This window comes from Streptomyces sp. NPDC001890, assembly GCF_042891445.1.
Taxonomy (GTDB): domain Bacteria; phylum Actinomycetota; class Actinomycetes; order Streptomycetales; family Streptomycetaceae; genus Streptomyces.
Map to the genome: position 1 here is coordinate 66,536 of NZ_JBIATE010000009.1, position 26,825 is coordinate 93,360.

A 26,825-nucleotide genomic window follows, 5' to 3' on the forward strand; every position below is an offset into this window, starting at 1 on the left:
GCCCGGTGGGGCGGCGGCGCGGATGGTGCACCATGGTCCGCGATGCGACGAGGACTGATGCACGGCATGGCCTGGGTTCTCTCCACGGGGGCCGCGGTCACGCTGTCCTGGTGGGGTGTCCACACGGTGCTGTCGGGAACCGCCTACGAACCGCCCCGTGCCCTCCCGATCGCGGACGCGGCACGCGCCGGGGCCGAGGAGGCGAAACCGCGGCCCTCCCCCACGTACCGCCCCGGGAAGTCCCCGGAACCCGGCGCGTCACCGTCCACCGAGGACAGGAGCGGCGAGAACGACCCGGCCCGAAAGCCCTCGGCCGGTGCCCCGCGGGGTCCCGCCCCGACCGGCCCGCCGAGCCCGGCCGACGAGCCCTCCGGCGGGGCCGTGGACGTGAAGGGCTACACCGTCGACGGCGGCCGGGTCGTCTTCGGCATCGCGCGGGCCGACGCCGAGCTGGTCTCGGCGACTCCCGGATCGGGCTGGCAGATGCAGGTGTGGAAGACGGGGCAGTGGATCCGGGTGACCTTCACCCGGGACGACCGTGAGATCTCGGTCATCTGCAGCTGGTACCAGCACACACCGCTCGTCGAGATCGAGGAGCGGTAGCCCACCGGGGCCGGCCGCGCGGTCCGCGTGCGGGAAGGCGACGACGTGCGTCCCGGTTCCGGCGATCCGCCGGACGAGCGGACTCCCGGTAGTGGCAGCGGCGGGCGGTGGCTTGATGGTGTCTTCTCCAGGCCGACCAGTTCAGTGCATGAGTGACGGGGTCACGGTTGGCTCGGGGGTGGGGCAGGAGAGTGTCCAGGAGGCGTCGGATCTCTGCCACGGTAAGCGGGACGAGGGCTGATCCGTTTCTGCAGCCCCCTTTGCGACGTCGTTGCCGGCTTGGACGGTGAGTGCGGTCAGGACGGCGTGGGCAGGCATGGCCAGAGTGATGTGCCGGTACCAGCCGATGTGACGGCGGACCTCGTACTCGTCAAGGCCGCATTCGTTCTTCGCGGCCTGGAAGCACTCCTCGATCGCCCAGCGGGAGCCGGCGACGCGGACCAGTCCGGCAAGCTCGACCCCGGCGGGTGCATAGGCAAGGTAGTAGGCGATCTCGCTGGGGTCGGACAGGCTGCGGCGGGCCATCACCCAGCGGTGATGGGTCGGCGGATCGGAGTCGAAGACGATGTCGGCGGGCAGTTTGGCCGCGGCCCAGTCGTAGACCCGCGGGCCCTTTGCTCCGTCACCGCAAGACAGTCGCTGCCAGGCATCACTGGGTGCTTCTTCGATGAGCTGGTCGATGCGCCAGATACCGGCCAGAGACTTGATCTGCTGGGACTTGGGCACCGCAACCACGTATCCGATGTCGAGCTGCTCGAGCAGGCGGCGGAAGTTCCAGTCCTGCCCGTAGGCCTCGTCCGCGGTGACCCAGGCAGCCGGCAGACCGGCGGCCAGACAGCGGCGGACCATGTCCCGGGCCAGTTCGCCCTTGGTCGCGAAGCCCCGCTCGGCGGGGACCTTCGCCGCCTGGCAGCGTTCACGGTCGGACGCCCGGGATTTGGGCAGGTAGAGCTCCCGGTCCACCAGTGCCCGGCCTGAGCTGGTGGCGTAGGCTGCGAACACCCCGATCTGGCAGTTGTCGGTCTTTCCCGAGGTGCCGGTGTACTGCCGGCCAACCCCGGCCGAGGTTGTGCCCTTCTTGATGAACCCGGTGTCATCGATGATCAGAACACCGCCTGGCCCGAGCCGTTCAGCGGCATAGTCACGGACGTCGTCACGCAGAGCGTCCACGTCCCAGACACTGCTGTTCAACAGTCGTTGGAAACCGTCCGGGGTGCGGTGGCCCGCCCATTCCGCGAGCTGCCAGCCGTTCTTACGTGTCGCCCGCCCCAGCAGGCCACGAACGTAGTCACGCATCCGCCACCGCAGGTCCGCCCGCCCGAACCGGCCCGCCACCCGCGCGAACGCCGAATCCAGCTCAACGGCCCAGCAATCAACTTCAGCCATCCCCTCCATACCAGGGCAGCGACAAGCACCAGCTCAGGACACGAACCGCTGCTGGAGTACTGAGATCACCGCAGTATTGACCGCTCGGTGGGTGCCAGCCGTAGCCGTTGCGGGGTCCTGGACCACCGTTCCGAAAGGGGCGCCAGCACCTCCTCGCGCCAGCGTTCTGAACGCTGCAAGCGATTCAGGTGGTTGTCGATGTGGCCTTCGTCAGTGAAACGTGCGAACCATACGAAGACCTCCTCGTTCATCCGTACCGGCAGCGCCGGAAAGGTGTTCGGGGCATGTTCCGACTGTAGGTACGCCAGTGGCTCGCCGCCAGTCTCGGCCAGTACGGGGCGCACGTGCTCCTGGAAGAACTCGACGAACGTTGTGTCAAACGGGCCGTGGCCGTACCAGATCGTGGCGAGGAGCAGCGACGGGGACAATGGAGTCGGCGCGCCGGGAGCTGGCCGGGCGCCGACCGATGGCGGGAAACCGCTGTGTGCCGAGGCCGGCCGCAACAGCAGCACGTCATCGGAGTCGATCATCGTCGCGTTCGCCTCGTCGCGGTGCGTCTGCCAGACCGGGCCGCTGTAGAAGCTCTCCAGAGCCTTGGCACGGCCCACCATGTCTTCGAAGCCGCGGAGCCAGACAAACCGGTCGGGGTCGTCCAGGTCACGGAATTGCCCCAGGACGGTCGCGCCCACTGCCTCTTGGGACTCTACGAACTCCCGGTCGAACAGATCGATCAGTACGTCTCGCTGTCCTGGGTGCAGCGTGTACTGCCGAAGTTCGACGACTGGACACCGTAGGGCTTTCACTGGCCTTGCTCCTCATTCAGTTGCCGGAACAATCTTTGTTACAACAAGCGGCATGGCGACTGTCTGGCTACGGGCCTGTTGGCTAGTTCACCAGCGTCTCGCGAAGTACATCGGCGATCGACATGTTCGCCAGCTCCCGCCGCATGACTCGCTCGACCTGGCCGTAGGCCCCGCTCAGGGCGGGGCGGATGCCTCGGCCGACCGGGCACTCCAGATTGGGCTCGGTGTGGTGCAGGCCGAACGGTGGCTGCGCGTCGACGGCGTCATACACCTCGAGCAGGGTGATCCCCTCAGGCTCACGGGCCAGACGCCAGCCCGCACCGGCACCGCGGCGGACCTCCACCAGGCCGGCTCGCCGCAAGTCACCGAGGCTGCGCCGGATGATCACTGGGTTGGTGTTGACACTGGCCGCGACCTGCTCCGAAGTCAGAACCTCCTGGCCACGACGCTGCGCCAACGCCAGCCAGGCCAGCGCATGCGTCGCGATGGTCAATCGACTGTTCGCCGCCATCACTCCTCCTCGCTGCAACAGCTTCTATTACAGCCAAGCCCGCAGTCAAGCCACGTCAATCATCCAAAGCTCGGCCTCGGGTGACGTGTGATCAGGCAGCGGCAGCCTCCGCGGGTTCGACCAGGACGCCGTTCTTGAACCTTGCGCCGGCGCGGACGAGGGCGACGAGGTGGGCCCCGTGATCGCGCGCCAGCGGGCCTGGGCGGAACGTGGACTCGATGGGGTTCGTGGTCCGCAGGTGGATCCAGCGCTCGGCCGGGAAGTCGTGCGTCGGAGATGGACGAGTGTGGCCAGGAGCCGGTCGACGAAGACCAGCTTGTACTTCGCGCCCGCTCCGACCGCTCGCCGACGTGGTCGGTCGAGCAGCGCGGCATCTCTGCGGGCCTCCCAGGCCGGCCCCAACTCCGCCACCGGATCAGCAATCACAGCCGCTGAAAGGCCGGGCGTGCAAGCGATCAGCGCGCAGTTCTGCATCAACTCCGGATATTCGTCCAGCCCGTTCAGCGCGCCGAGAGCAGGCTCGAACAGCGCCCAGAACGGGACTCGGCCATCGGCGAGGAAGGGCCCGTGCCCGCTGACCACCCGCTCCTCGCCGGGCCGTGGCAGCGACTGCGCCCTGGGGAACAGCTCACGCGACTCCAGCGGCAGGCTGCAAAGAGTGCCGTCCGCCCACTCCACACAAGCTGTGCCAGCCAGCACGGCCCAGTGCGGCGCAGGACTCTCCGACCAGGCAGGCCGGGCGCGCCCCGAACACGTCGGGCACGGCACAGAGACAGTGATCGACATCTCGACAGGATCGCAGCCGTGCACCCGGGCCAGCAGCCCGGCCGGGCTCAGTCAATCGCCTTGATCACCCGGGCGGGCACTCCCGCGACCACGGTGCCGGCAGGAACGTCTCGAGTAACCACCGCACCGGCAGCGACCACCGCACCGGCACCGATGGTCACCCCCTGCGTAATCACGGCAGCCGTCCCGATCCATACGTCGTCCTCAATGACGATCGGGGCGAAGGAGAGGAACTCACGGCGCTCGGCCAGGGGCAGTGGATGGCCTCCAGTGATGAGGCTGACCTTCGGGGCGATCATGACGCCGTTCCCGATACGGATGCCTCCCTTGTCCATGAAGGTGCATCCCTGGTTGACGAAGACGTTCTCCCCGAACGTCGTGTTCAGCCCGTACTCGGTAAAGAACGGCGGGTAGATCACCACCGACTTCGGCAGCGAGCCACCGAACACAACAGAAAGTAGTTCGGTGCGACCTTCGCTGTCGCTGAACGGAAGCACGTTCAGTCGAGACGTCGCATCGGTCACCTCCACGATCCGCTCCGCGTGGCGCGCGAACTCAGGTGTCTGGACATACATGACCTGCTCTGTGCGGGTAGACATGCGCTGATCCCACCACCGCGCTGAACACTCGAGCAAACAACCTGCACCACTCCAGGCACAACCGATGGTTGTGAAAGTAAGGTGGAAGCGTGGATGTTGGAGCGCTGCGGACGTTCGTAACCGTCGCCGAGACCGGCCAGTTCCAGGCTGCGGCCGACGAGCTGGGGGTCAGCCAGCAGGCGGTCTCCAAGCGGATCGCGGCCCTGGAGAGGCATCTTGAGGCCATGCTCTTGGTGCGGACCTCCCGAGGCTCCCGGCTGAGCCTGGACGGGCAGCTCTTCCTGCCGCACGCCAAGAAGGTAGTGGCGGCCATGGAACAGGCCGAGCAGGCCGTGCGCCCCGGAAGCCGTCCCTTGCGCGTCGATGTCCTCAATCGGCGCATCTTCCCGGCCCAGGCCGTCTACCGGTTTTACCGCTCCCACCCCGAGACGGACCTGGACGTGGTCACGCTGAGCGCGGAGAATGCCGCCCAGGCCGCCCAGGCGGTGCTCGAAGGGACCGTCGACGCGTCCTTCCGTGCCCTGCCGGCAGACCAGGTCCCGGCCGGGATCAGCGTCGAACGACTCCTGGACGCACCCCTGGAGCTCCTGGTCGGCCCCCGCCACCCGCTGGCTGACGAGTCCTGGGTTAGTCCTGCGGACCTGGCCGGTCACCGCATCTGGATCCCCGGGATTATGCCGGGCACGGAGTGGGCGGCGTTCTACCAGGCGCTGTCCGAGGCCTTCGGCCTGAGCATCGACGCGCTCGGCCCCAACTTCGGTGACGAGGCCCTGATGGACACGCTGGCGGACTCGGCCACGCTGGCCACCCTTGTTGGCAGCGGGGACCGGTACCTGTGGCCCCAGATCCACGACCTACGACGCATCCCGTTGCACGACCCGACCCCGGTCTACCCGCACGTGCTGCTGTTCCGCAGCGGGGACCAGCACCCCGTGCTGGCCGCGCTACGCGACTATCTGCGCACCGCAGGCCCGCGGACCCCACACGACGTGTGGGCGCCGGACTGGGTAGACCGCTGACCACACGACCGAATCAGACGTCATCTCAATTGGTGAGGTGCCGTCGGATGAACGATGTCGTTCCCAGGACAAGTGCGGCGAAGACGGTCAGTCGTTGAAGGCCAGGTTGAGCGGCGAGGTTGCTGTGCTGGATGCCGTCGACCGCGTACCAGTTGGCGGCGAGGTCGGTAGCCATGATGGCGCAGGCGAGGTCGGTTCCTCGGCGTTTACCCCTGATCAGGAACACAGCGGCGAGCGCGTCGAACAGGGCCAGCGACGACCAGTAGAGGTTGAGCCCAGCCCGGCGCCCAGTCGTATGGCGTCCAGCGGCGCATCCGTGTACCGCGGCCTGGGAGGGCGTACGCGGGCTGACCTGCGACGGCTCGGGGCCAGGTGGGCCGGGCACCCTGACGTTGGCCGCCCGCCGGCGTCGGCCTGGCGGCCGTCCAGACAGGCGAACGGGGCGTCGTCACGCAGGGACGTCGAGCGGCGGGTGTTCGAGCACGCGGGGCTTGTACTCGACCAGCTGGATGCGGCCGTCGAAGGTGCGGTGCTCGATCATCTCGAGAGCAACGTCCGGATAGCCGTCGTAGATGCGTTCTTCACCTGTGGCCCCGGTGATCACCGGGAACATCACGACCCGGAAGCGGTCGACGAGTCCGGCTCGTAGCAGGGACCGGCACAGGCTGAGGCTGCCGATCGTGCTGAGGAGCCCCGAGCCACTCGACTTCATGACACGGACCGCCTCGACAGCGTCGTCGCGGACGAGCGTGGAGTTGGCCCATGTCAGTGGCTCCTTGAGAGAGGAGGAGAACACCACCTTGGAAGCTTGCGTGAGCTCGTCGACGGACGCCTCCTCTTCGGGCCTGAACTCGTCTTGGCCATTCGGGACCCCGCCTGCGGCGAAGCCCGACATCAGGCGGTAGGTGTTCGCTCCCATCAGGTAGGTGGCCTCGGGCTGCTCGCCGAGCCATGCGAGGTACTCCGGGCCCTCAAGGCCCCAGAACCCGGGCCATCCCTCTCCCGATGCGTGGCCGTCGAGGGAGGTGATGAAGTCGACGAGAAGCTCCGACATGGCGGTGTCCTTTCCTGGGTGTCACGAGCTTGGACCTGCCGGGAGCCACAAACTCATCGGCCGCGCTGTGGAGTAACGAGAAAACGGCCCGGACCAACCGTCACGCTCAACTGGGCCAAGTAGAACGCTCAGGGGCCAACTGAAACGCTCAGTCACACCGCGCCACCCTGCCTACGACCAGCACGGCAAGATCTATGATTCGAACACCTGCCCTAATAAGTGAGTGACGTCATTCCGTTTTCCCGGCGACCTGATCGATCTCAGACGCCGGCAGATCCACAACTACAACCAGCTCGCCCGCCGCCCCGACAGCGGGGCGGCGGAGCTGCGGCGGGAGCTGATCCGGCTGTCGTGCCTGATCAGTGCCCACCCGTACTGGGCGGGGCGCGGCTGGAGCATGGCGGGCCGGGTCGAGCTGGTGCGGGCGGGCCGGACGGAGTACGGGAGGTGGCCATGCGGTGGAACGGCGAGAAGTTCGTCGTCACCGAGCCCGAGGAACGTCCCTGAGCGGGTGGGAGGTCGCCGCGGCGGGGATATCCAGGCCCCTCCAGGGGTGGCGGGCACGTCGCACCATGCCGTCTCTGTCGATTGGTCAGGCTCGGGCATCTGACTGCGCGAGTCGGGCCACCGCTCGCAGCACGTCCAGCCCAAGGGGCTCAGTCCGGCGCGGTTCATGTCCTGGTCACGCCAAGTTCGCCAAGGCCGTCAAAGGGAACCGGAATCGAGCCGCGCGCTCCCCGGAATCAAACCGCGACCGCCGCGAAGCACCTGGCCGAGGCGGCGGCCCGCAAGCTTGACGGCCACCCTGGCCGAGGGCTGAGCCCGCCATCCGCAGGGCGCGCCAGGCAATGACCTTTTCGAAGAGTTTCAGTGGGCGGTTCGTGAGTTGATGTCCGTTCCGGACTTGGTTACTGCTTCTTGCTGAAGGTGCCGGGCTCGACCTCAGTGAGGATTCCTATCGTGACCAGGCGTTTCATCTTGGCGCGGGTGCGTTCGACGTGATTCGGCAGGAACTCGAAGTCGAGGGCCTGACAGATGTCCCGGGCCCTCAGCGGACCGGCGGTGATGCGCGGGTGGTCCGAGTGCTCAGACAGCTCCAGACTTCCTGCTGGGTCGACCGTCTGGGCCGGGACTCGGTCGGCAAGGCGGGTGATGGTCGTGCGGGTGATGGCGAGGTGTTCCAGACGTAGTTCGGCCTCACGGAGTTGGGTCTGCAGGGCATCGATCTGGGTGCGGAGATCGTCGGCCAGGGCCAGGGCGGCGTCTTCCTGAAGGCCGAGCGCCTGCAGGAGAGGGTTCAGGTTCACGCGCCGGCCACCCGCGGATCGCGCCAGGTGAGCGTGTTCGTGTCGGTGAGCCGACGGGCCATGACGTGGGCCATGGCCCAGTAGAGGCGTGAGGCGGAGGAGGCCGGACGGTGTTCGTAGTCGCGGACCAGCCGCCGGTGCAGTATCAAGATCCCGAACGTCTGCTCCACCCGCCACCGTTTCGGCTGCGGAACGAATCCCTGCTCCTCAGGGTTCCGCTGGATGATCTCGACGTCGATACCGAGGGCGGCCCCATGCGTGACGACCTGGTTCTTGAAGCCCTGGTCGACCAGGGCTTCGCTGACCGAGCCGCCGGCTGCGACGGCGACCTGGTCGAGCAGAGTGATGCCGGCGGCGTTGTCGTGGACGCTCGCGGCCGGCACGGTGACGGCGATGACCAGGCCGAGGACGTCCACGGCCAGTCCCCGCTTGCGGCCCGGTACCCGTTTTCGCGGCGTCCTTGCCCGTTGTGTCCAGGGGGACCCCGGTGGCCGCCCGGACACTCTGGGTGTCCAGGATCACCAGGTTCGGGTCCTCTAATCGCCGGTTCCTCTCCCGCACCTGGCGGCGCAGGAGTTCATGGATCTGCTGGTCGGTGCCGTCGTCCCGCCAGGCGGCGAAGTAGTAGTACGTCGCGCTCTTCGGCGGCAGGTCGTTCGGCAGGAGAGCCCACTGACAGTCGGTCCGGGACTGGTAGAGGATCGAGTTCACGATCTCCCGCATCGAGTAGCGGCCCTGGTGGCCGCTGACGGAACGGTGCCGGTTCTTCCAGGCCGTGAGCATCGGCTCGATCAACGCCCATTGCTCGTCCGTCGAGTCGCTCTGGCACGGCTTGCGTTCACTCACCCATCGATCCCAGCCCACCGGCATCGGACCGGCACGTTCCGCCTCCGTCCACACCATCAGGCGACACCAGAACGGCTCACGACGCCCACTGAGGCCCCGCCCCTGACTGGGGGGGCGTGGCCTCGGTCCAGCAGCGCCGCAGCCATGAAGTGCGAATTGGGACGCTCTCCACGGTACGGGCGGGGACCGACAACGGGTTACGGCTGCCATGCGTCGCGGCAGGCGGCGTGATGGCGGCGCACTGCTCGCCGGTAGGTTTCAGTGATGGGTTAGCTCATGGGTGCGTCACCTCCTCGCCGCGGTGTTTGGTGTCCGGGCATGCAAAACGCCCCGCCACAGTGAGGGTGCGGCGGAGCGTTTCCGGGCATACCGGGGCCGCCCTGGTTCGATCACAGATCAATAACGGTGGGCATCGTCACGCAGGGCAGAGGGTCTTGCGCAGCGCCGCGTTCAGCGCCTTGCCCTGCGCGTCCGTGAGCGGCCGGGCGTCATTCCCGAACCGTTGCGCCGCCAACCAGTCGGCCTTGTCGTTCGGCTTGGCGAGCGAGGAGCACTGATTCCGCCCGGCGTCGATCGCCTTCTGTTCGTCCACGATGATCTGCGGGTCAACGGATGCGATCGCATCTAGGTATGCGTCACGGTCGTTACCGGTCGGGGCCGGCGGTATCCCGGCGGCCTTCTCGGCGGCCGAGTGGTCGACGGTCGTCTCCTTCGGCGCGGGCTTCGTGACGTCCTTCTCCTCGGCCGAGCAGGCAGTCAGGGAGAGCAGCGCGGTAGCGGCGAGCAGGACAGCAGCGGGTTTCACGATAGTGCTCCGTACGTAGGTCTGTGCAAGGTGTGACAGATGGGGCGTACGGATGGTTGTGCTCGGGCGCGCGCACGACGTTCGGCCTGGTCAGTGGCCTGCCGGGCGTCGTACGGCTTGAGTTCCTCGCGTTCGATGCTGGTCAGCTCACCGGACTCCGGACTCACTCTCACCCCGGTCCGCCTTGGCCCAGCGGTGCCGGCCGCGCAGGGACTCAGAGCTGATGCCGAGGTCCCGGGCGACGGCGGTGACCGTCTTGCCCGAGGAATCGACGAGCACGATCGCGTCCCGTTTGAACTCCGCGGTGTACCTCTTCGTGTACTTGCTTCCCACCTGGTGCCCATTCCTCTGGAACCTCGAGATCCCAGTCGCCAGGTGTCCAAGATCAAGGGGAGCGGCCGTCCCACACCGGTCTGGGGTCTGAGTGTATAGATCTGGCTCGCATGGGTAGGCACCAAGTGAGCGCCGAATCGGAAGCCACTCGGACCGAGGAAACGCCCCGCCAAGGCACTCGGCGAGCGAGTCGTGACGAATTCTCTTCTCACGGCGCAGTGCGGCTCTTCGAGTCCGCGTCCGGCGTTTTCCGGAGGCGCGTACGTTCATTTCGCATAGACACTTTCTCTGGAGAACGCGCTCGTCTCGAAGTTCGCCCCAGGTGAGGCAAGGAGGAGCAGGGGCCTGACTTCCGGCGGGTGAGGAGGACGTGATGGCCGGAATGCATGAAGAGCTGCCGGACGAAGGTCTCTCCGTTCCGGAGGACACCCAGATGACTGCCGGCGCCACACCGCCCGCTGAGTCAGGCGTTTCCGAACTCGGCCCCCTGCAGGAAGCCCCGCGGAGGAGCTGGCGCCCGACACCCCTGACACCGGTCTTGGCGGTGTTTGTCCTGGTCCTGCTTCTTGTGGCGGCGCTGGCGATCTTCACGGCCGTGAGGTGAGGACACGCCCCTGAGGAGACCGCACTGACCGGGGAGTGGCTGAGGAGGAGGAGTAGCTGCTGCAGCACTGTGGCCGGGGCCGTCGTGGGCGCTCGTTGCGGCGCCGCCGTGGTTTTTGAGCGGGTGCTTGAAAACGGAGCCCGCCGGGCACGGTTTCTCGTGGACGCGCATCAGGTGGAGAACTGGTGGCCGGCCACCTCTACTACTCTGGAACGTACCGAGACGGCGGCGGCACTGACGCTGTTCGCCGACTGGGAGCCGGGCGTATACGGCCGTCTGGACTGAACCGGGACCCACCGCGGCGCCTCGTCCGAGGAGGGACGGGGTCAGGTGGGGTTCAGCGGAGTATCGCCAGTACCCGCGTACAGTTCGGGCTCCAGAAACAGGACCGTGACCGGGTCCCCCGCCTTCACCGCGTGCCAGGCCGAGGCGCTTGGGATCGTTGCAGGCCGTTAACCTGTCGGTATGTCAGAGCATGTCATGCCCAGTCGCACGGACGGCCTGATCACCCTGGTTGCCGCGGACGCTCTGTGGGGCGAATTGACCGCCGGCAGTGCTGTGCCGACGGCTTCTGTGGTATTCACCTGCTTTCCTGCCCATGCCCAGGTGAGGTACGTCCTGCTCGGCAGCCATGTGGTGGCGACGGTGAGAGCGGGCAACGGTCAGTGGAGTGTTCCGGAGATTGAGGTGCGACAGGCGGCCGCGGAACTGAACACGGTTGGGATGGACCGGCAGGACCTGGTCCGTATCGGTCCATTTCGTGGGGCGCCGTGGCAGAAATGCAACGAGGAAACACCACTGCGTTGGCGCCAGCGCATCATGGGGGAACTGCAGGAGTTGGGCGGTCCCGAGCGGGCAGCACGACGCGTAGCCGACCGACCGTACCATCTGGCGGGGATCGACTGGCGACAGATACTCGTGGAGCAGACCCGCGACGGGACGCAGCGCACGTGGTGGCTGCCACGCGCTGTGGTCAGGCTGCTGGACGCGGCCGAGCACGCCGAAACGCAGTGGGTGCAAGCCGCACGGACACACCAGGCAAGCGCAGCCGTCACCGAGCCGCCCTCCCACCCCCGGCAGGCCCGAGACGCCGACAGTCGGCAGACGACGAGCCCCGAGGCCCCCACCGCCTCACTGCGCCCGTACAACAAAGAGCTGGAAGGCCAGCTGTACTCGGTGCTCAGCAGGAAGCCCGGTACCTCCCGCAGGGTGGCTGGGTGGGCGTGCGCCGTCTGCCGTACTACGCCCGCCACCGTGCTCGACCACTGCCACGAACACGGCTACGTCCGCGCCCCCGTCTGCCAGTCCTGCAACACACAGGAACGCCCCGACCACCTGTACAGCAACGACATCCGCGTGGCAAACCGCTACAAACGCCTCTTCCACACCGACACCGACGACTGGCTCCGCCACTGGCACCGCTGCCCCGGCTGCCGCGCACGCACCACCCTGCCCCTGCCGCACCTCGCCGCATGGACCGCCCACATAGCCTGCCGATCGCTGCGCCCGACCCACCGCGCCCCCCGCGGGCGCAAGCCCTGCGGTGTCCTGCGCGTGTCCTGGGAGGGCAGTCAGAACGCGCCCCGTTCCTGCCTGCTCACTGTCGCCGTCGACTTCTGCCCCTCCGGCGAGCACCGTGTTCTGGCGCGAGTCCCCTACCGCGAAGCCGCCGAGCGGTTTCGTGTCTGGTTGGCCGAGACAGCCCCTGCCGTGGCCGCCGCGGCCGGTCCGGACCGCTTGGACGGCCTCCCTGCCCAGTTCCGGCCAGTCATCGCGGACACCAGCGGCGAGGACCAAGCACTGTTCTGAGCGGGCACCGGGAGACCTGACAGCCCACCGCCAGCACTTTCGCGACGCGGAGGTCCTCCTGGGCGACGGCTGCCTCGGGCTCCACCGCGATCACCCCGGCCAAACGGTGACCCCACCCAGGAAGGGAGACAAGATCAGCCTGCCCGAGGTCCTCGATGCCCGCCTACGAGCCCGACACCGGCACTCCTCGAAGCGCATTTCCGTCGAACACGCCCTCGCCGATCACAAACGCTGGAAGCAATTGGTCCGCTGGGCCCACCGCCGGGAGACCCTGCCCGTCACCTACCGGGCCATCACCGGCCTCGTCTCCGACCGCAACACCACCGGCTGACGCAGACCCCCAGCTCAGGCCCCCACGTCTCCAATGGAATCACGCACCAGCTCGTAAAGCGCAGCCACGTATGGCTCGTTGGAGCTGTCGGCCCGGGAATGGTCCGGATCCTGTCCTCAGCTAGACGGGCCTGGTGATCTGTCGGCGCCGCATCACTCGGCTCGTGCGCTGCTCCCAGTGGATGTGTTGGCCCGCCCAGTGCTACGGCGCGGTGGACAGGTTTGGGGAGCGGAGCACGAGCAAGGTGATCTCGCTGGGCGCGAAGACGCGGAAAGGCGGGCCCCAGAAGCCAGTGCCGCGGCTGGTGTAGAGAAGGGTGCGCGCACCGTGGTGGCTCAGGCCGGCAAGGGCGGGCTGGTCGATGCGGACCAGGTGGTGGAAGGGCCAGATCTGGCCGCCGTGGGTGTGGCCCGAGAGCTGGAGGTCGATGCCTTCGGCTGCCGCCCGGCCGACGAACTTGGGCTGGTGCGCCAGGAGCAGGACGGGCAGATCGGGGTCGGCGCCGTTCAAAGCTCCGGCGAGATGGGCGCGGTGGCCTGCCAGACCGGAGGACTCGGCGGTGACGTCGTCCACGCCGGCGACCACGAGGGTGTCGCCGCCGCGTTCGAGCAGCAGATGGCGGTTGCGCAGAGGTTCCCAGCCCAGCTCGTCCATCAGGTCGACCCAGCCCTGTGCCTCGCTGTAGTACTCGTGGTTGCCGGTGACGTACACACGGGCCCGGGTGGCCCGCACGGTACCAAGCGGTGCGGCCTGGGCGCGGCGGCGTTCGGCCGTACCGTCCGCGATGTCACCGGTGTGGCAGACCAGGTCGGCTTCCAGAGCGTTCACGGTCTCGCACATCCGCTCCGACCAGCGGGCGCGATCGAGTGGGCCGTAGTGGGTGTCGGTGATGAGGACGACGCGGGTGCCGTCCAGCCCAGCACCCAGTCGCGGGAGTTGCACGTCGAGTCGGCGCACGCGTGGCACGCGGCGGGCCTCGGCGTACCCCCACGCGAGCAGTACGGCGGTTAGGCCGAGGACGGCCCAGGTGACGATTCGGGCCCGGTCCTGACTCTCGCCGACGTCGGCCACGGTCAGGCCGAGCCGCAAGGGGACGCCGAGCAGAACGGACCAGGTGAACAGAACCCAACTGGTGCCCAGCAGGGTGTCACCGATGATGGCCGCCCGGTCCTGTTGGCGCCGGCCGTGGCCGCGCACCATCGCAAGCGGCATACCAACGAGGCCGAGGGCGAACAGGACGGTGCTGGCCAGCGTGACGAGCATCGGCCAGTGCTGGCCGGTGTGCAGGAGCACCCAGCAGGGCACGGCCCACAGCAGGACGGGGGCGATCAGCGGGATGTAGCGCATCAGGCGGTGCAATCGGCTCTGCTGCGACGCTTGCGCTTCACCCTCGGCGGGCCGGGTGTTGCTGGTGGCGGTCATGCTTCCCCTCCCTGACCAGGCTGCCGTCTCGCGCACTGTATCCGGTCGTCCTCGGGCTGGCCGGACCGGCATTCATGGGCGCGGCTCCTTGGGGCGAAGGGTTCAACGAAGCCGAGATGCGCGAGGCCGTCGCCGCGATCCGCACGACGCTGACCACCCTGCCGGGTCTGGGCACCGTGCTGGCCGCGAAGGTCATCGGCCGTATCGGGGACATGAGCTGGTTCCCCACCAAGCACCACTTCGCCAGCTACACCGGCAGCGCACCCCTGGACGCCTCCAGCGGCAACAACGTCCGCCACTGGCTCAACACCGGCGGCAACCGCGCACTGAACTCGGTCCTGCACACCATCGCCGTCTGCCGGATCCGCGACGGCGGGCGCGGCCAGGACTACTACCTCCACAAGATCAGCGAGGGGAAGACGCCTTCGGAGGCCCGCCGGGCCCTGAAACGACGCCTGTCCAACGTGATCTACCGGATCATGAAACGAGACCAACGAGACCACCTCGCTCAAGCTGTTTGACACACAGAAGCGCTATCAGGTCATGTTCCGCCCGGCCGGAGCCGTGAGTACGGGGCCCGGCAGCCGGACAGAACAACTTGAGGACAGCCCAGCAGGACGTCAGTCAGTGCCCGAGCCACGGCCACCGGAATCTGAGTATCAGCATCAATGCCAGTGCTCCGCGCCACGCTGTCCTCGCCTGGCGGTGACCTCACCTCAAAGCCGATGCCGCCGGGCAACACCATGCGACGACCAGCGCATATGACCACCTGTCGCACCCGTTTTGCTCTGGGGACATGAGGTGGCATCAGCCCCTACCCCGGTGCCTCGGTAGCCGCCGTCGGCGACCACAGTGGTGTGGCCGACGGCGGATCTGGCGCCGGACAATTCCCAAGCCTTGCAGTCATTACGGTTGCCGAGCAAGGGCTGGCCAACGACGACGAGCCGGGTATCGGCGTCGATGACGACCTGGTGATTCGTGGAGTATCGGCGGTCGCCCGTGCACCACCAGATCCACAACGGTTCAGTCGGCGGCCTGCGGCGCGCCGCAACAGCTAACCTCTCTGCTACAGGCGCCACGCTCATCCAGCTGAGCAAGCGCACGAAATCGCGCCTCGACAATGTCGTGGTGCGGATCGCAAGGGCGAGCCAGGGACGGGCAGCGGCCGGCTCCCACAGCGATCGACGCATCAAGCAGCACGTCTCATCAGCGGTCACCGCGCGGAAGGCTCCGTCCCATTGACCATGACCACCTCGACACTCGTCCCCCACGGCTCCCGGCCCCAGAGCACCCCGGCTCAAGATCGCCCGGTTCCGACCGGTGGCGCATCGGTGCGCACTCGCATCCTTGCGTCGATAATTGCTCCACGATGCGCGTTTGCAAAGCTCGCTCTCGCGATCCAAACATGACACATCATCAGGAAAGTCGGCATTAAGTCAGCATCAGTACCGCGTGGAACCGCTCGCAAGCGCCACGGACCGCCGAGATCGACAAACCGGCACACGCATCATGAGCTGCGAAAACGCAGGTCAGCAACCCGCCTGCTAATCTCACCTGGAGGTATCCATGAGGATGCTGCTCAAGCGCATCGAGATGGAACTGCGCGGCCACGGGGTGACCGTGGCCCGCACGGGCCGCCTGGCCAAGCGCGCCGCAGGAATCGGCCTGCCGAAGATGCACAACCACACCGTTGCATCCACCGAGTGGATCATCGCGCGCCGGCGCCATGCAAGGTGCGGAAGTCATCCTCGCCGACCGTGCCCCGCTCGACGCCATCGCCTACATCAACGCGGCTACGGAGTACCGCGGGGAACGCGCGCACCGTCTGGACCGGGACCGCCTTCGGCTGCTCGCATTGACGCAGGTGCCGAAGTACAGCCTGCTCCTGGCAACCGTGCTGGCCCCGTCCGCGCCCGTCCACGAGGGGCACGACTACGACGCCCGATACCGCGCGCTGGTCGACCGACACGTCCACGTGCATCTCGACGAGGAGCAGCTGCCGCACCTGCGCGTCACCAACGACGCCGACAGCCACCGACGAGCCATCGAAAGGGCACTTGAGCTCTGCCTCAAGGCGGAGGCCGCCGTATGAGTCTCACGCCGCCCGGGGGCACCATCACCATCGCCGGAAAGACAGTCTCTCGCCTCGGATTCGGCACCATGCGCCTGACCGGGCAAGGCAGCTGGGGCGATCCCGACGACCGACACCAGGCAATCCGTGTGCTCCGCCATGCCGTTCACACCCACGGCATCACCCACATCGACACCGCGGACGCCTACGGCCCGCACACCTGCGAGCACCTCATCAAGGACGCCCTGTACCCGTACCCCGACGATGTGCTGATCGCCACGAAGGTGGGGATGGTCCGCCCCGCACCCAACATGTGGGCACCGCACGGGCATCCCGTCTACCTCCGGGCAAGCGTTGAACCCAGCCTGCGCCGCCTGGAAACGGACCGCCTGGACCTCTGCTACCTCCACCGCATCGATCCCGAGGTTCCCCTCGCGGACCAGCTCGGGACACTCCAGGCCATGCGGGACGAAGGCAAGATCGGACACATCGGCCTATCGAAGGTGACAGCCGAAAGTATCCGGCTGGCCAGCAAATACATCAGTGTCGCGGCCGTGCAGAACGTCCTCAACCTCATCGACCGGTACGATCCGGCGCTCGAACTCTGCCGGGACCTCGGCATTCCGTACGTGCCGTACCGGCCGCTCGATGCCGGGAACCTGGCCCACGAGGAGAGGATGACAACAGCCCTCCACTGGCTGCTCCAGCTCGGCGGCCATGTTGCCCCCATCCCCAGTACCAGCAGCCCGGAACACCTCCACCAGATTGTGTCCGTCACGGCGAACGGGTGGCTGTGATGCCGGCATGGGCGGCGCACGCGAGCAAGCCGCAGACCAGGGCCCCGTATGAGAACTGGCGGCCCGCGATCCTGTGGGCTGCCGTACTCGTCCGCGTCGAGCCGGACCACCTGCTCCTCATCGACACCAGCGGTCGCGGGGACTTCGTGCTACCCGGCGCCCCAATCACCGGCCAGCAGGTTCCGGTGGAGGCCGCACGCCGCGCTCTGTTCGGGACGGCTGTGCCGGTCTTCGTCCCGGTGGCGATCGACCACGTGCAGATGCGCCGTCGACAGGTGACCGTCCATCTCCTCGCCTCACTCCCCATCCCCCGAAACGAAGCTGCGGAGTTGACCCCCAGGAACCGGCGTGCGTCGCCGAGAATCCTTCCCCTCAAGGACGCCTTGGCTCTTCTGCCATCGCGGGCGCGGGCCCGAGCGACGGCATGTCTCGCCGCTCTGCATGCGGGCCGAACAGTCCCCCTCTGAACGTGCACCTGCCCATGGATCCTCAGGGTCGCCCCTGCGCGGCGTAGTACATACGGCGCGCAGCACAGGCCCTGGCGCATCGGAAGAGGAATCCGAGATGATTCAACGCGATGTAGATGCCGCTGTTGTTCCGCGAACGGCTGAACGCATCGCCGCGCTCGTGGCCGCGCTCTACGAGCAGCACGGAACCGACGGCCCGTCCGCGCCTGTCCTGGCACTGGGAAACATCGAACGTGTGGGCTCAGGCTTACTATCCAATTCACTGGCTGCCCATCACGGAACGGGCCGCCTCCGTCTAATTCAGGGCCGAGTCCGCCTGATACCTGAGCTGCTGCACCACCTGGCTGCAATCGCGCGGCGCACCACCTCGGAGCCGAAGCTCTCCGTTGCTCTGGCCGCCTACGCTCGCAATCACTCTGCCCGCGCCGTCACCGCAGGTTGGCAAGCGCCCGCCGCATTCTGGCCACGCGGAGCGCTGCCGAAATCGGTCGTCACACACTCCTCGATGATCTCGGCTCCCAGTCGGCTGTTCCCCCGCGCACCGCAGCCTGGACAGCGGCTCCGCTGCCACTTCGACCTCTTTGTCCCCACCCCGAGTGCTCCGATCGCACAGGAGAAAGCAGCCTGCGGTATGACCCTTGCCACGCCAAAAGTATTCGTTGCCCTCCAGGCCGACACCCGGTCTCCCTGGCCGGGATCACCGACCTGCTGCGTCGACGGAACAAAGTCAGCGTTCTCTTCGATGCCTACCCGGGTGAGGCGGACGGGCCAGTCGTTCCCGATGAGGTTCTGCCCGATCTTCCCCGTCTTGGGCCGGGCGCGTCGCCGTTCTTACCGGCGGTGGGCGTGGAACGGCTGGTAGGCGAAGCCACCGTTGGGCATCGGCCGCCGGTTGCGCCGGACCTCCCGGCTGATGGTGGAAGGGCTGCGTCCCAGCTCGGACGCGATGCACCGGATCGATGCCCTCTCCCGCAGCCGGTCGGCGATATGAATCCGCTCCGCCTCGGTCAGGAATCGGGAAGTACCAGGGCTGTCGGCGGCCTCAGGGAGGCGGAAGCCGGCCCCGTCCCGTAGATGGGAGGGACCGGCTTCTGCCCGTGCGGCGGTGAGTGCCAGCCGTTACGCCACCGCTTGCCGGTGCGCAGGTTGATCCCGACGATCCGCGCCGCATCCCTCGTGCTGTAGCCATGCTCCATGAGCTCGAAGTATGCGGCGCGTTTCCGCACCAGCCTCCCCCCGCCCGGCTTCCGGTTCTCCCGAATCTCGAAGTCCATCGCATCCCCTGAGCTGGGGTGTTGCGACGACCACTAGAACGCAAGCTCTGGCTGGGGCTTCACCATGTCCCCCAGATGCGGCGAGTGGGCTGCTGCGCGACGGTGGAAGGAGCACTGACCTCACTCCCCCCTTTGGAGAGCCATGATCGTCAAGATGCTGCATGAGAAGGGCCTGAAGTCCGAGCACGCCTACTGCGCCGGCTTCCTCGCGATCGGCCTATCCGTCGCCTCGTGGGTCGGGTCGATAACGGTCGAGCGCCTTGGGGTGGCTCGTGCGGATCACTGGGGCATTTACGTGGGTGAGTGGGCGCCGACGTTCTTCGCCCTCGGCCTGGCCCTCGCAAACTACGAGCACCCCGACGTCGATGTTGAGCTAGAGGCGGAGTCGCTGCACCCCGTCACTGACTGACACCCATGTCCGGCTATCTGCCTGTGGTCGTGTACCCGCCTGATGAATCGGGTGGGCGTCGGGTGCGTGTGGATGGGGAGATTCTCGGCATGGCCCACTCGCTTCGGGATGTCACCGCGTTTCTGCGCCAGGCTGGGATGGATGACATCAGCGAGGAGGAGGTGGCTCTGTCCGGGATGATCGACTGGCGTGGTGGTGGGCCAGCACTGTGGCCGGCCCCGTGGTGAGCGACCCTTCGGCGGCCTTGCCGTGTCCTCTGCAGGTGCCGCCGGGTTGTCCTGGGCATGGACTCCTATCCCCAATCACCGGCACGTACTATCCGCCCCTCGCCTTCCGCTGCTGACTGCGGATGAGGCGCGCGAAGTGGCCAGCGTACTGCGGCACTTCGCCGACGACAGCGCCGAGGGGCAGGCGGCTGGGGACCTGGCGGCGGATCTCGCCCGCCGGCTACCCGCGGAGTAACGCGGCTCGTCCGGCGGATCAGTCGCTCGTGACGGCCAGCCGTCGTGGGCGGCTACTGCGGTCAGTTTCATTGGCGGTACGCTGCCCACCACTCTGATGCAATGGGGGGCCAGTCAGCGCATATGACCACGGATGATTCACCGATGACGGGGCGTGAGGTAGCGCTGAGTTCGATGCTCTGGGGGCTCGGCCCGAGCCGGCACGCTCCACCTCGGCGGCCCCTACGCCGAGATCGCCGCCACCGAACGGGACATCCACGCCGGCCGCATGCCCGAGCGCCCCTTCGTCCTCATCGGCCAGCAGTACCTCGCCGACCCCCAGCGCTCCGTCGGCGACATCCACCCCCTCTACAGCTACGCGCACGTGCCCCACGGCTACACCGGCGACGCGACCCAGGCGGTGATCAGCCAGATCGAGCGGTTCGCCCCCGGATTCCGGGAACGCATCGTCGGACACGTATCGCGATCCACCACGGACATGCACGCCTACAACCCCAACTACGTGGGCGGCGACATCGTCACCGGCGCCAAGGACGTACGCCAGCTCGTCTTCGGCCCGCAGCCCACACTCTCCCCCTATGACACCGGCATCCCCGGCATGTACATCTGCTCGGCCGCCACACCGCCAGGACCGGGCGCGCACGGCATGTGCGGCGCCAACGCAGCCGAGACAGCGCTGCGCCACCTCCGCCGCTCGCGCCTGGCGTAGCTCCCCCACTCGACCAGAGACTCCGCTCACCACAACCCTCAAAGCCCGCCCATCGACCGCGACAAGAGCCCACCGACGACGACCTGCTGCCAATTCTTCGCCGCCCCCCACGCACAGCGCCGTCACTTCTGCTCGATAATCACGAGCCGAGTGATCACCAACTGACTCCGGAACCAGTCGACAAACGCTGTTCCCAGAGGGTTCTGGCACAGATCTTGGGGAGTCGTCGCCGAGCGCTACCTCGGTGTTCGATTATGAGGAGTCGGGTTCCCGTGAGACGGCGTACGCCTTGTCGTCCGACGAACAGAATTTTCGCCGGGATCGACGAGGTGGATGTCGAGGCGGTTACGGCCGCGTTCGGCACGATCGAGGTGGTGGCGAAAGGCCGCGCAGGCGGCGCTTCGTGTCCCGACTGTGGCCGCTTCTCGCACCGAGTCCATGCGTTCCCGCACCGGTAAAGGACGGAACGAGCCGTTCTTGAGGGCGGCCCGCAGGTCGTTCAGCAACCCGGGAACACCGATCGACTCCTCGACGTCGATGGCCGTCAGGCCATCGACACCGGGAGTCCGGGCTCCCCGATTGCCCGCGACCCGGTCGAACGCCGCCAACAGCGTCGCCGGGTCGTGCACGAAGTTGAACAGGTCATCGAACCGGCGGCCGGAATCGGCCACCGTCCAACGGTGAAGCTTGGTCTGCATCTCCAGTACCCGGGCCCGAGGGCCCGGAGCTCCGCCATTCGGCGGGGCATCTTCCGGCATTGCAGCTTCCTTCCCTTCTCGATACCGCTGCCGCCCTTCCCCATGTGGCTGGCTCTCCCGGCCTCGGAGTACTACGGCGGCTCCGCCCCGTCCCCAACCGATCAGCGGTCGATGCGCTCAGCCCGGTCGGCCTGCTGGAGGCAGGTGATGGGGCGAGGTCCGGGACGGTTCCCGTGTTCACTGTGGTTCGCTCGATGAAGGAGGAGCCCGACTGTGTCCCTGCGGCATCGCCACGAGTACGCCGCAGGCTTTCCTCGTGGCCTCCCGGCCAGCTTTCGTAGACCGGCCCAGGAGTTGGCAGACCACCCAAAAGGGTGATCTGCATACGCACCGCTACCGGCCCTGATCTACCAGGTTCGAGCCGGAGGCACTTTAAGAGACGTAAAACGCCGGTTCCTCGCGTACTCCTCTCCATCACGCTTGCCGGACCCGCCCCATCTGGCAGTACTGGACACGTCCCGGCTCTGTCAGGGCCGCTCTCGCCCTCCCCGGCATCACCCGGATCAGGCTGCCCTCAGCTTCAACCCGACTGCTGCGACAGCGGGTTGGTGCAGGTCTTCCACCTCCACTCGAACCAACAGCGCCTCACGGCGCAACCAAGATCTGTGCCAGAACCTCCCAGAGATCGACGAAGTCGCTGAACCGCAGCACCCCGGCCGCCGCCCCACTCACCCGCGCCCCCGCCCCGTCTCCGCCCTCCAGGATGTCCTCACCGTCCTGGAGGGCGTGCTCCTGGTCCTGGTCGGTGGTGTGTCGTGCCAGGCAGTGACGGCGGGACCGCCGACTGCGGAAGAGGGTGCCGCCGGAACCGGGCGCCGAGGATCTGTGGCCCGTGCCGGTCGTCCGACGACAAGGTCCGGATTCTGCGCGGCGGCCCGTCCGGCATCAGCGCATCCAGGCCGATACTCATCGGGCCCGCGGATCTGGGACTGAAGCCGGCGCCGGGGGACAGCTTTGGCTCCGGCTTCGGTCACTGAAACTGCTGGCCGCCGCGGCGTCTTCGACCTCTGCCTCGTCAGCGAGTCCGAGCCGACCTCCGCGAGCACCGCCCAGCTCGCCGCAGCCACTGCACGGCCGCCCTGACCCTCGGACGGCCCCTTCCCAGGGCCGAGGGCCGGTGGGCAGTCCAGTGTTCCCGGACCCCGCCAGATTCCGTCCCGGAGCGAAAGGCGACCCGGCGTCGTGGAAGCAGACGTTGTATACCGCCGTAGAAGCGACTCGCTGCGCAGGGGTCCGGCAGCCGGGGCGGCCGGGTGATGCGCTGCCCGTACGATGACCGGCGTGAGCGTTCGCCGTGTCCTTGGCTCCGACCCCTGGGCTCCCGCGCCCAGCATCCGCGCCGCCCAGGCCGACCTCCTCGACGCTCTCCCCGGAGAGCATCTGTGCGACCTCGATGATGCCCGGCGTTCCGCAGCGGACCACCCACAACTACGTACGCTTCGGCACCAACACCCCGTTCGCCGCTCTGGAGGTCGCCACCGGCAAGGTGATCGGTTCCCTGCACCGCCGCCACCGGGCCGAGGAGTTCAAGAAGTTCCTCGTCAAGCTCGACCGGGAAGTGCCAGACGGCTTCGAGGTCCACCTGGTACTGGACAACCACGCCACCCACAAGACCCCGGCCGTCAAGACCTGGCTACCGGCTCACCCACGATTCCACCTGCACTTCATACCGACCGGGTCGTCCTGGCTCAACCTGGTGGAACGCTGGTTCGCCGAGCTGACAAACAAGCAGATACGGCGAGGCGTCCACAGAACCGTCCAGGCTCTGGAGCAGGACATCCGGACCTGGACCGCTGCGTGGAACAGCGACCCCAGGCCCTATGTCCGGACCAAGCTCAGACGGCGGACGAGAACCTCGAACACCTTGCCTCATATCTGAACAGAATTCCTGACTCAGAAGACTAGCTAGCTAGTTGAAGGCGGTGGCCCCCGAAACTCCGCCCCTGATCAGCAGGAAGCCCGCTGGCCAAAAGCAGGCAGGCGGGCACCAGGTGACTGATCACAGCGATCACAAGCAGCGGCATGCATCCGCGCATCGGCGGACGCGGGAGACACCCCCGCCGAGAACTTGTCGAGCTTGCATCCGGTGTACGTCACCCAGTAGCGGCCATCCTCATCCTTCAGCACTCGCACCTTGCCGCGTCCCGGCGTCCGGTACGGCGCCCCTACCTGACTGCGCTTGCTTCCCACGCTTGCCCCATCTTTGCCGTCTGCTGCACATCTGTGCGTCGTGGCCGGGGTGGGTGGTGACCGCGGCTTTTAGGCCGCGGTTTCTGCGATGAGGACGGCGGCGGTTACCGGGCCCGAGGTGTCACTGGTGGCTGCGTCGGCTACCGCCGCCCGGACGGCGCGGGCTACTTCCAGCGGATGGTACCCGGGAGCGACCGCAATCTGGACCTCGATGTGCCGGCCTGGTGGTTGGTCATGTTGTTCCACTTTGACCGGGCGACTTCCCAGTACTGCGGTTAGTCGGGCCACGCCCGGAACAGCCGCTGCGACATTGGCCAGCTCCCCGAAGGGGCCCCTTACGGGTCCCGTTCCGGTCATTGGAAGCGAGCTTTGCACGTCTGCAGCCTCTGGTGGGGGCCCCATGGCGTTCTCTGCAGTCTGTGGCCTGACGCCTCTCTCCGGGCCCTCGTGGAGATCCGTGACGCGCAGGTCAGCTGTCTCAGTGGCCAGGCCGATCCTTTCAGTGGCCACGTTGAGCAATGCGCTCCTCAACTGCTCCGCGGTGCGGGGCAGTGGCTGCCCCATGAATGCGGTGAATGCGGCCTCGATCCTGAGCGGGCCAGGCGGTAGCGCGCTGGCCGGCGGACGGACGGACGGCTCGGACACGGGCCCGCGCGATGCCGGACCAATGCGCAGGCTTTCCATCCAAACGCCGGGAATCTCGGCGGCACTGCGTCCGAGGGCCCGGACGGCCGCTTGCTCCGTGATCCACGTCCCGTCGTCAGGCCCTCCGAGAGGGAGCAACCGCCCCAGGTCGAGCTGGCGCCGTACTGCCCCCATCCACGCCTCAGTTTGCATCGGCCTCTCACCCTCTTCCCTGACCGCGGTTCCCTTCCTCCCACCTTGCCCCTAACTCCGCAGTGCCCCTGCAGGGGCACTGCGGACCACTCGTTGGACAACCCAGCTTCATGACCCACATCTCCGAAAACCCCCTAAAACGAATATAATCCGATCAAAGAGTGCTAGGTGGCCTCCTTCAGGGAGGAACAACCCGATGACTGAGAACACCGGCGGAAAGCACGGCAGTGCTCCCGGCTCTCGCGGTCGGACGAGCATTGCCGACGTAGTGGTAGAGAAGATCTCCGGAATGGCGGCACGCGATGTGCCCGGCGTCCATGCCCTGGGCAGCGGATTCGCACGCTCGATGGGATCCATGCGGGAGCGGATTCCCGGCGCCGGCAGTGAAAAATCCGTCACGCGCGGGGTCAGCGTCGAGGTGGGAGAGGTACAGGCGGCCATCGATCTGGAGATCGTCGTCGACTACGGCGTCTCAATCACGGACGTGGCCAGTGACGTGCGCGAGAACGTGATCTCCGCAGTGGAGCGGATGGCGGGCCTGGAAGTTGTGGAAGTCAACATCACGGTCAGCGATGTGAAACTGCCCGACGAGGAGGACGAAGAGGAACAACAGCGGGTCCAGTAGCCAAGGGGGAGCAGCCCGCTTGAGCGAAGGAGCGCGTGATGAGCAAGGCTGTGGTCGGCTTGATTGCCGGAATGGCACTGGGCTTCGCCGGGTACTTCGGTGGCTTCTGGGCCTTCCTGCTGGTGCTGGTACTGGGCGCCGTCGGACTTGTCGCCGGGCGCTTGATGGAAGGTGATCTCGAGCCGGGTGACTTCATCCGCCGCCGCCACGACGACCACCCGCGGATGCGTGATAACCGGTGACAGGCTCGGGGAGACTGACGGCAGTGACCAGTGACGCCGATCGCTGTCCGGGCATTCCTCGCGGAGAGCGGGGTGCGACCACCGTCTCCGACCGAGTCGTCGCAAAGATCGCTTCCCACGTGGCCCGCGAGGCGCTGAGCCGGTTCACCGATTCGGCCCGCCATGTGCCGCCCGGCCGCCGGACACCACGCGTGACGACGTCTGTGCGGCGGGCACCGGAGCCGAACAAGCACGCCGCAGGACGGGACTGCGATACCGCCCATGGCCGTCCGGCCCTGCTCGGCGAAGTGCGGATGCGCATCGCCGTGGAGCTGGGCTATCCGTCCGACATCGGGGCTCAATGCGCTGCGGTGCGCCGCGAGGTCATCGAGCGGCTCAGGACATGGGCTGGCATGGACGTGTCCGAACTCACGGTGTCGGTCGAGAGGCTGCACTCGGTGCACTCGCGGCATGGAGACCAGGAGAGAGTGAGATGAGCGGGAACACCAGGCGGCAGCCGACCGACAGAGGCGACATTCCCTCCGGCACGCGACAGGCGGCTTCGTTCGCGGGCGACACTCCGGGCACGGGCGCGACGGCAGCGGCCCATAAAGCGGGCCGGCCGGCGCGCCGCTTCTGGTCCGCGCGGCGGATCCCCGCAGCCACTGTGGCACTGCTGTCCGTCACAGGCGTGGGTCTGCTCCTGTACGACGTGGTCTCGGTGCGGGCAGACCAGCCCGGGATGAGCTGGCGACGGCGGCTCGCCGAGGAACTGGCCACACGGCCACTGGATGACATCTGGATGACCGTCGGGGCCGCAGTGGCGATGGTCCTTGGCCTGTGGCTATTCCTGCTGGCGGTGACGCCGGGGCTACGCAGACTGCTACCCATGCGGCAGCCCACCGGAATCCTCAGAACAGGGGAGGTCCGCGCCGGGCTCGACCGCCACGCGGCCGCCATGCTTCTGCGTGACCGGGCTGTACAGGTGTCCGGTGTGCAATCGGCACGGGTCGATGTCGGCCGCCGGAAGGTCAAAGCCCGAGCACAGGCACATTTCCGCGATCTCAACGAGGTCCGCGCGGATCTGGACGCCGCGCTGAGCAAAGCCGTAACGAACTTGGGTCTCGCCCAGCAGCCCAGGCTGGACGTGCGCGTCCGGCGCCCGAAGAAGGGGTGAAATGTCCCATGCTCAAGACAGTGAACCGGGTGCTGCTGGGACTGCTCGGCCTTGGACTGTTCGCCCTGGGTGGCGGCGTGTTGCTGGGTGGGCTGGATCTGCAGCGCCACTGGGGATTCAACATGCCGGGCTGGTGGCCCTTCCGCGGTCCGGATGATGTCGTGCTGGGCACCGAGGGGCGCACCCGATGGCGGGAGGAGGACTGGTGGTGGCTGGCCGTCATTGCGGTGCTCGTTGTGCTCCTCGCACTGCTGCTTTGGTGGCTTCTCGCGCAGTTGCGCAGACAACGGCTGGGCCAGGTCCTCATCGAGAGCGAAGGCGACGTGGCGGCCCGACTCAATGGCCGTGCGCTGGAGCACGCAATCGAGGAAGAGGCACAGGTGCTGGATGGGATCTCGCGGGCTCATGTGCGGCTGACGGGTCGGCGTGCTGCTCCAGCCGCACGAGTACGGCTGTTGCTCAAGCCTCACGCAGAACCGGCGCGGACGCTGCAGCAACTGAGCGTGGAAACGCTCGCACACGCACGGGAATCGGCAGGCTTGGACCGCCTCCCGTCGGAGGTCCGGCTCCGGGAAGTCCGCCACCGCGCCCGCCGCGTCGCCTAGCTACTG

At 67.4% G+C, this 26,825-nt stretch carries 28 protein-coding genes and 6 pseudogenes; 18 read left to right on the top strand and 16 right to left on the bottom strand.

Going from position 1 to position 26,825, the window contains the following annotated elements; genetic code table 11:
- Nucleotides 1-42 precede the first annotated feature (42 nt).
- Nucleotides 43-603, top strand: a complete 561-nt coding sequence (locus ACFYY1_RS22635; protein ID WP_388588263.1) for a hypothetical protein — start codon at nt 43-45, stop codon at nt 601-603.
- A gap of 141 nt (nt 604-744) precedes the next feature.
- Here the strand turns inward: ACFYY1_RS22635 and ACFYY1_RS22640 are convergent, their stop codons facing one another.
- The 5 genes and pseudogenes from ACFYY1_RS22640 to ACFYY1_RS22660 form a co-directional block, all read right to left on the bottom strand.
- Nucleotides 745-1,989 carry an IS701 family transposase gene (locus ACFYY1_RS22640; protein ID WP_388588266.1) on the bottom strand — a complete coding sequence of 415 codons (1,245 nt, stop codon included), beginning with the start codon at nt 1,987-1,989 and terminating at the stop codon, nt 745-747.
- Nucleotides 1,990-2,054: 65 nt separating this feature from the next.
- Complete coding sequence (locus ACFYY1_RS22645) at nt 2,055-2,792, bottom strand: NIPSNAP family protein (protein WP_388588268.1); 738 nt, start codon at nt 2,790-2,792, stop codon at nt 2,055-2,057.
- An 82-nt stretch (nt 2,793-2,874) separates the two neighbouring features.
- Nucleotides 2,875-3,303 carry an Rrf2 family transcriptional regulator gene (locus ACFYY1_RS22650; protein WP_388588271.1) on the bottom strand — a complete coding sequence of 143 codons (429 nt, stop codon included), beginning with the start codon at nt 3,301-3,303 and terminating at the stop codon, nt 2,875-2,877.
- Between the two features lie 91 nt (nt 3,304-3,394).
- Nucleotides 3,395-3,571, bottom strand: a pseudogene (locus tag ACFYY1_RS22655) (IS256 family transposase); the annotation flags it as partial.
- Between the two features lie 565 nt (nt 3,572-4,136).
- Nucleotides 4,137-4,664, bottom strand: coding sequence for a sugar O-acetyltransferase (locus ACFYY1_RS22660; protein ID WP_388588672.1), 528 nt, complete (start codon nt 4,662-4,664; stop codon nt 4,137-4,139).
- 113 nt (nt 4,665-4,777) lie between these two features.
- Here ACFYY1_RS22660 and ACFYY1_RS22665 point away from each other — a divergent pair, with 113 nt between their 5' ends.
- Nucleotides 4,778-5,707, top strand: a complete 930-nt coding sequence (locus tag ACFYY1_RS22665; RefSeq protein ID WP_388588274.1) for a LysR family transcriptional regulator — start codon at nt 4,778-4,780, stop codon at nt 5,705-5,707.
- Nucleotides 5,708-5,732: 25 nt separating this feature from the next.
- Here ACFYY1_RS22665 and ACFYY1_RS22670 read toward each other — a convergent pair whose 3' ends face one another.
- The 6 genes and pseudogenes from ACFYY1_RS22670 to ACFYY1_RS22695 all read right to left on the bottom strand — a co-directional run bounded on the left by ACFYY1_RS22670 (nt 5,733) and on the right by ACFYY1_RS22695 (nt 10,052).
- The gene (locus tag ACFYY1_RS22670) at nt 5,733-5,882 is read right to left on the bottom strand and encodes a hypothetical protein (RefSeq protein ID WP_388588277.1); all 150 of its coding nucleotides are present in this window, start codon (nt 5,880-5,882) and stop codon (nt 5,733-5,735) included.
- A 273-nt stretch (nt 5,883-6,155) separates the two neighbouring features.
- Nucleotides 6,156-6,761, bottom strand: coding sequence for a dihydrofolate reductase family protein (locus tag ACFYY1_RS22675; protein ID WP_388588280.1), 606 nt, complete (start codon nt 6,759-6,761; stop codon nt 6,156-6,158).
- 908 nt (nt 6,762-7,669) lie between these two features.
- Nucleotides 7,670-8,068, bottom strand: a complete 399-nt coding sequence (locus tag ACFYY1_RS22680) for a hypothetical protein (RefSeq protein WP_388588283.1) — start codon at nt 8,066-8,068, stop codon at nt 7,670-7,672.
- Nucleotides 8,065-8,914 (bottom strand): annotated as a pseudogene (locus tag ACFYY1_RS22685) (IS5 family transposase). Before ACFYY1_RS22685 ends, ACFYY1_RS22680 begins: the two are co-directional and overlap by 4 nt.
- Nucleotides 8,915-9,329: 415 nt before the next feature.
- A complete protein-coding gene (locus ACFYY1_RS22690; protein WP_388588285.1) occupies nt 9,330-9,719 on the bottom strand; it encodes a hypothetical protein in 390 nt (129 codons plus the stop codon).
- A 147-nt stretch (nt 9,720-9,866) separates the two neighbouring features.
- A complete protein-coding gene (locus tag ACFYY1_RS22695; protein WP_388588287.1) occupies nt 9,867-10,052 on the bottom strand; it encodes a transposase in 186 nt (61 codons plus the stop codon).
- Nucleotides 10,053-10,425: 373 nt separating this feature from the next.
- On the opposite strand from ACFYY1_RS22695, the gene ACFYY1_RS22700 reads away from it, so the two are divergent.
- The 4 genes and pseudogenes from ACFYY1_RS22700 to ACFYY1_RS22715 all read left to right on the top strand — a co-directional run.
- Nucleotides 10,426-10,656 (top strand): DUF6480 family protein, encoded by a 231-nt coding sequence (locus ACFYY1_RS22700; RefSeq protein WP_388588289.1) that lies wholly within the window; start codon nt 10,426-10,428, stop codon nt 10,654-10,656.
- A 159-nt stretch (nt 10,657-10,815) separates the two neighbouring features.
- Nucleotides 10,816-10,941, top strand: a complete 126-nt coding sequence (locus ACFYY1_RS22705; RefSeq protein ID WP_388588674.1) for a hypothetical protein — start codon at nt 10,816-10,818, stop codon at nt 10,939-10,941.
- Between the two features lie 534 nt (nt 10,942-11,475).
- Nucleotides 11,476-12,465, top strand: coding sequence for an endonuclease domain-containing protein (locus ACFYY1_RS22710; protein ID WP_388588292.1), 990 nt, complete (start codon nt 11,476-11,478; stop codon nt 12,463-12,465).
- Between the two features lie 31 nt (nt 12,466-12,496).
- Nucleotides 12,497-12,796 (top strand): annotated as a pseudogene (locus ACFYY1_RS22715) (IS5/IS1182 family transposase); the annotation flags it as partial.
- A gap of 201 nt (nt 12,797-12,997) precedes the next feature.
- Here ACFYY1_RS22715 and ACFYY1_RS22720 read toward each other — a convergent pair.
- A complete protein-coding gene (locus ACFYY1_RS22720; RefSeq protein ID WP_388588295.1) occupies nt 12,998-14,218 on the bottom strand; it encodes a metallophosphoesterase in 1,221 nt (406 codons plus the stop codon).
- A 74-nt stretch (nt 14,219-14,292) separates the two neighbouring features.
- Here ACFYY1_RS22720 and ACFYY1_RS22725 point away from each other — a divergent pair, with 74 nt between their 5' ends.
- On the top strand, nt 14,293-14,739 hold the full coding sequence (locus tag ACFYY1_RS22725; protein ID WP_388588298.1) for a transposase: 447 nt from the start codon (nt 14,293-14,295) through the stop codon (nt 14,737-14,739).
- 294 nt (nt 14,740-15,033) lie between these two features.
- Here ACFYY1_RS22725 and ACFYY1_RS22730 read toward each other — a convergent pair.
- Nucleotides 15,034-15,207: pseudogene (locus tag ACFYY1_RS22730) on the bottom strand (IS5/IS1182 family transposase); the annotation flags it as partial.
- A gap of 737 nt (nt 15,208-15,944) precedes the next feature.
- Here ACFYY1_RS22730 and ACFYY1_RS22735 point away from each other — a divergent pair.
- Nucleotides 15,945-16,310, top strand: a complete 366-nt coding sequence (locus ACFYY1_RS22735) for a hypothetical protein (protein ID WP_388588300.1) — start codon at nt 15,945-15,947, stop codon at nt 16,308-16,310.
- Nucleotides 16,307-17,086, top strand: coding sequence for an aldo/keto reductase (locus ACFYY1_RS22740; protein ID WP_388588301.1), 780 nt, complete (start codon nt 16,307-16,309; stop codon nt 17,084-17,086). Before ACFYY1_RS22735 ends, ACFYY1_RS22740 begins: the two co-directional genes overlap by 4 nt.
- Before the next feature lie 1,298 nt (nt 17,087-18,384).
- Here ACFYY1_RS22740 and ACFYY1_RS22745 read toward each other — a convergent pair.
- Complete coding sequence (locus tag ACFYY1_RS22745; RefSeq protein WP_388588677.1) at nt 18,385-18,669, bottom strand: helix-turn-helix domain-containing protein; 285 nt, start codon at nt 18,667-18,669, stop codon at nt 18,385-18,387.
- Nucleotides 18,561-18,827 (bottom strand): helix-turn-helix domain-containing protein, encoded by a 267-nt coding sequence (locus ACFYY1_RS22750; RefSeq protein ID WP_388588303.1) that lies wholly within the window; start codon nt 18,825-18,827, stop codon nt 18,561-18,563. Before ACFYY1_RS22750 ends, ACFYY1_RS22745 begins: the two co-directional genes overlap by 109 nt.
- A 142-nt stretch (nt 18,828-18,969) precedes the next feature.
- Between ACFYY1_RS22750 and ACFYY1_RS22755 the strand changes: the two genes are divergently transcribed.
- The 3 genes and pseudogenes from ACFYY1_RS22755 to ACFYY1_RS22765 all read left to right on the top strand — a co-directional run.
- Nucleotides 18,970-19,236 (top strand): hypothetical protein, encoded by a 267-nt coding sequence (locus ACFYY1_RS22755; RefSeq protein ID WP_388588305.1) that lies wholly within the window; start codon nt 18,970-18,972, stop codon nt 19,234-19,236.
- Between the two features lie 5 nt (nt 19,237-19,241).
- Nucleotides 19,242-19,463, top strand: a complete 222-nt coding sequence (locus ACFYY1_RS22760) for a hypothetical protein (protein WP_388588307.1) — start codon at nt 19,242-19,244, stop codon at nt 19,461-19,463.
- A 427-nt stretch (nt 19,464-19,890) separates the two neighbouring features.
- A pseudogene (locus tag ACFYY1_RS22765) lies at nt 19,891-20,406 on the top strand (phytoene desaturase family protein); the annotation flags it as partial.
- A gap of 236 nt (nt 20,407-20,642) precedes the next feature.
- Here ACFYY1_RS22765 and ACFYY1_RS22770 read toward each other — a convergent pair.
- Entirely contained in the window at nt 20,643-21,104 is a 462-nt protein-coding gene (locus ACFYY1_RS22770; RefSeq protein WP_388588310.1) for a hypothetical protein, read from the bottom strand.
- A gap of 1,453 nt (nt 21,105-22,557) precedes the next feature.
- On the opposite strand from ACFYY1_RS22770, the pseudogene ACFYY1_RS22775 reads away from it, so the two are divergent.
- The 6 genes and pseudogenes from ACFYY1_RS22775 to amaP all read left to right on the top strand — a co-directional run.
- A pseudogene (locus tag ACFYY1_RS22775) lies at nt 22,558-23,069 on the top strand (IS630 family transposase); the annotation flags it as partial.
- Between the two features lie 1,318 nt (nt 23,070-24,387).
- Nucleotides 24,388-24,816, top strand: a complete 429-nt coding sequence (locus ACFYY1_RS22780; RefSeq protein ID WP_388588312.1) for an Asp23/Gls24 family envelope stress response protein — start codon at nt 24,388-24,390, stop codon at nt 24,814-24,816.
- A gap of 38 nt (nt 24,817-24,854) precedes the next feature.
- Entirely contained in the window at nt 24,855-25,058 is a 204-nt protein-coding gene (locus ACFYY1_RS22785; RefSeq protein ID WP_356089640.1) for a hypothetical protein, read from the top strand.
- A 119-nt stretch (nt 25,059-25,177) separates the two neighbouring features.
- Nucleotides 25,178-25,534 carry an Asp23/Gls24 family envelope stress response protein gene (locus tag ACFYY1_RS22790; protein ID WP_388588314.1) on the top strand — a complete coding sequence of 119 codons (357 nt, stop codon included), beginning with the start codon at nt 25,178-25,180 and terminating at the stop codon, nt 25,532-25,534.
- The gene (locus ACFYY1_RS22795) at nt 25,531-26,214 is read left to right on the top strand and encodes a DUF6286 domain-containing protein (RefSeq protein ID WP_388588316.1); all 684 of its coding nucleotides are present in this window, start codon (nt 25,531-25,533) and stop codon (nt 26,212-26,214) included. The genes ACFYY1_RS22790 and ACFYY1_RS22795 overlap by 4 nt, the downstream gene beginning before the upstream one ends.
- An 8-nt stretch (nt 26,215-26,222) precedes the next feature.
- Nucleotides 26,223-26,819, top strand: a complete 597-nt coding sequence (gene amaP / locus ACFYY1_RS22800) for an alkaline shock response membrane anchor protein AmaP (protein ID WP_388588319.1) — start codon at nt 26,223-26,225, stop codon at nt 26,817-26,819.
- The last annotated feature ends 6 nt before the right edge of the window (nt 26,820-26,825 follow it).